The following is a 2,163-nucleotide window of genomic DNA, read 5'->3' on the forward strand; positions in this document are numbered from 1 at the left end:
AGCACCGCCACTGCGACGCCCTGCGCGTCACGGCCGACGACCGCCCGGCCCAGGTGGGCGGCCGCGTCGGTCAGCACCCGCCGCGCCAGGTCCGGTGGCGCGTCGCTCTCGAACTCGGCCGCGACCACCGCGCAGTGCTCCACACCACCGAGCCCCACCTGCCGCAGGTAGACGCCGGCCTCCGGCTGCTCGCTGTCCTCCTCCACCAGCTCGAGGAGGCGGTCGGCGAGTGCGGAGTCGGCCAGGAGCGTGGCCTCGCGCTGCAGCCGGTACACGCCCACCACTCCGGCCAGCTCGGTCACCGCATCGAGCACGGCGGGCGGCCAACCGGTCCAGTCGCCGCCCACCACCACCAACCAGGCGGTCGCCCGGTGCTCTCCCGTCCCGACGACGGTCAGGACCGAGAGCGCACCTCCGCGGGCGTCCGGGACGACGACCGGACTGCTGCGGGCTGTGAGAGCCGCGCGCACCACCCGCTCGACGTCGCCGGGTCCGAGCCCGGCAGCGGAGGCGGCCGTCCGTCCGGTCGCGGTCAGCACGGTCACCGGGAGCCCCAGCTCGCCCGAGGTCCGGGCCACGAGCTCATCGAGCTGCTGCCCGCGGTAGACCTCCGTCAGCAGCTCCCGCTGGCGGGCGAGCGCGGCGGTCAGCCGAGCGACGCGGTCCCCCGCCAGCGCTGTCGAGAGGTGCGCGGTGATCGCTCCGAACGAGACATCGGCCGGCACGGCGATCAACGGCAGGTCGTGCTCACGGCAGGCCACGACGAGATCGTCAGGCACGAACCCGTAGAGTCCCTCGCCGGCGAGCAGGGCGCTGGCCCCCGCCTCGGCCACCGCCGCGACGAACGCGCCGCTGTCGTGCGCGTCGCGCCGCCAGACCATCCCCGTCAGCACCAGCTGGTCACGGGCGAGGTAGCGGCGCGGGTCGAGGAGGTCTGTGGTGAAGATCCCGTCGACCGACCGGGCGAGGGCGCCGTCGCCGGCGACCAGGACGCGCAGCCGCAGCTGCGGCGCGTCGAGGACGTCGTGCAGCTGCATCAGCTCCCCCGGTAGGTCGAGTAGGCGAAGGGGCTGAGCAGCAGCGGGATGTGCACGTGCTCGGTCCCCTCGTCGAGGCGGAACGCCACGACCACCTCGGGGTAGAACGACTCCGTGCCCGACGCCGCGAACCAGGTGGCAGTGTCGAAGACGACGCGGTAGACGCCCGCGGGAAGCCGTTCAGGCCCGAAGGCGCTCACCCGACCGTCGGCGTCGGTGCGCGCCTCGACCAGACGCTGCCAGCCGGAGCTGCTGCCTGCCTCAAGCGCGACCGGCACCTTCTGCGCGGGCAGACCGCGCACGGCGTCGAGCACATGCGTGGTCACGTGGCTGGCGTGCGCGCTCATCGCGCCGGCTCCGTCGAGACGAGCAGGTCGGAGGCGAGGCCGCGCACGCGCAGCACGGCGATCTCGCGCAGCTGCTCCGCGACGATCCGGGCCTCCGTCCGCTCGTCGAGCGCGAGGCGACGCTCGAGCTCGGCCACGATCTCGGCGCGGTCGCGACCGGCTGCGCGGATGAGGAAGACGCGTCCGAAGCGCTCCTCGTAGGCCCGGTTGCCCGCGAGCAGGCGGGCGGCCAGCGCCTCGTCCTCGGACAGGCTCGTCGCCTGCTCCGCGGCCGAGAATGTGGAGGAGCGACCCGAGCCCGCGTGCCGCTCCCCGATCCGCGGGTGGTCGGCCAGCGCGGCCTCCACTTCGCCGGCGCTGAGAGTCCGAGCGACCCCGTCGGCCGCCGCGGCGAGGGCCTCGACGGAGGCGTAGGGAGCACCGGCAGCGACCTCGTCGGCCCAGCGCGGCACGGCGAGGCACGCGAGCAGCACCTCTCTCGCGGTCTCGGGAGGAACAGTGGGGCCGGTCATGCGGTCTCCTTCGTCGGACGGTGCGGGGCCGCGGGCTCCGTCTGGGGCACGATGGTCGAGTGGATGCGGTGGTCGGAGTGGTGCTCGCGGCGGGGGCCGGCCGTCGCGCGGGCGGTCCCAAGGCGCTGCGGCGAGACGAGTCCGGTGTCTCGTGGATCGAGCGCGCGGTGCGCCGTTCGGAGGCAGCGGGGTGCGGTCGGGTTCTCGTCGTCCTGGGCGCGGAGGCCGCGCGGGCGCGCCTCCTGGTGCCGTCGGGGGCCTCGGTGG

General features: G+C 75.0%; 4 protein-coding genes. 1 reads left to right on the forward strand and 3 read right to left on the reverse strand.

The features are described 5' to 3' along the window. From ACH61_RS15120 to uraD, 3 genes are all read right to left on the reverse strand, one after another. Window positions 1-1,037: PucR family transcriptional regulator ligand-binding domain-containing protein (locus tag ACH61_RS15120; protein ID WP_068213635.1), on the reverse strand; the 1,037-nt coding region annotated here is incomplete at its 3' end. Beyond that, the gene (gene uraH / locus ACH61_RS15125; RefSeq protein WP_068213638.1) at window positions 1,037-1,384 is read right to left on the reverse strand and encodes a hydroxyisourate hydrolase; all 348 of its coding nucleotides are present in this window, start codon (window positions 1,382-1,384) and stop codon (window positions 1,037-1,039) included. The genes ACH61_RS15120 and uraH, both read right to left, overlap by 1 nt. Next, window positions 1,381-1,896 carry a 2-oxo-4-hydroxy-4-carboxy-5-ureidoimidazoline decarboxylase gene (uraD, locus tag ACH61_RS15130; RefSeq protein WP_068213641.1) on the reverse strand — a complete coding sequence of 172 codons (516 nt, stop codon included), beginning with the start codon at window positions 1,894-1,896 and terminating at the stop codon, window positions 1,381-1,383. The genes uraH and uraD overlap by 4 nt, the downstream gene beginning before the upstream one ends. A gap of 80 nt (window positions 1,897-1,976) precedes the next feature. On the opposite strand from uraD, the gene ACH61_RS15135 reads away from it, so the two are divergent. Next, a partial coding sequence (locus tag ACH61_RS15135; protein WP_236713717.1) for an NTP transferase domain-containing protein occupies window positions 1,977-2,163 on the forward strand: 187 nt, incomplete at its 3' end.

This window comes from Rathayibacter tanaceti, from assembly GCF_001634385.1.
GTDB classification, from domain to species: Bacteria; Actinomycetota; Actinomycetes; order Actinomycetales; family Microbacteriaceae; genus Rathayibacter; species Rathayibacter tanaceti.

Coding starts and splice junctions, on each gene's coding strand:
- uraH (WP_068213638.1), bottom strand. CDS start 1,384: ATGAGCGCGCACGCCAGCCACGTGACCACGCATGTGCTCGACGCCGTG.
- uraD (WP_068213641.1), bottom strand. CDS start 1,896: ATGACCGGCCCCACTGTTCCTCCCGAGACCGCGAGAGAGGTGCTGCTC.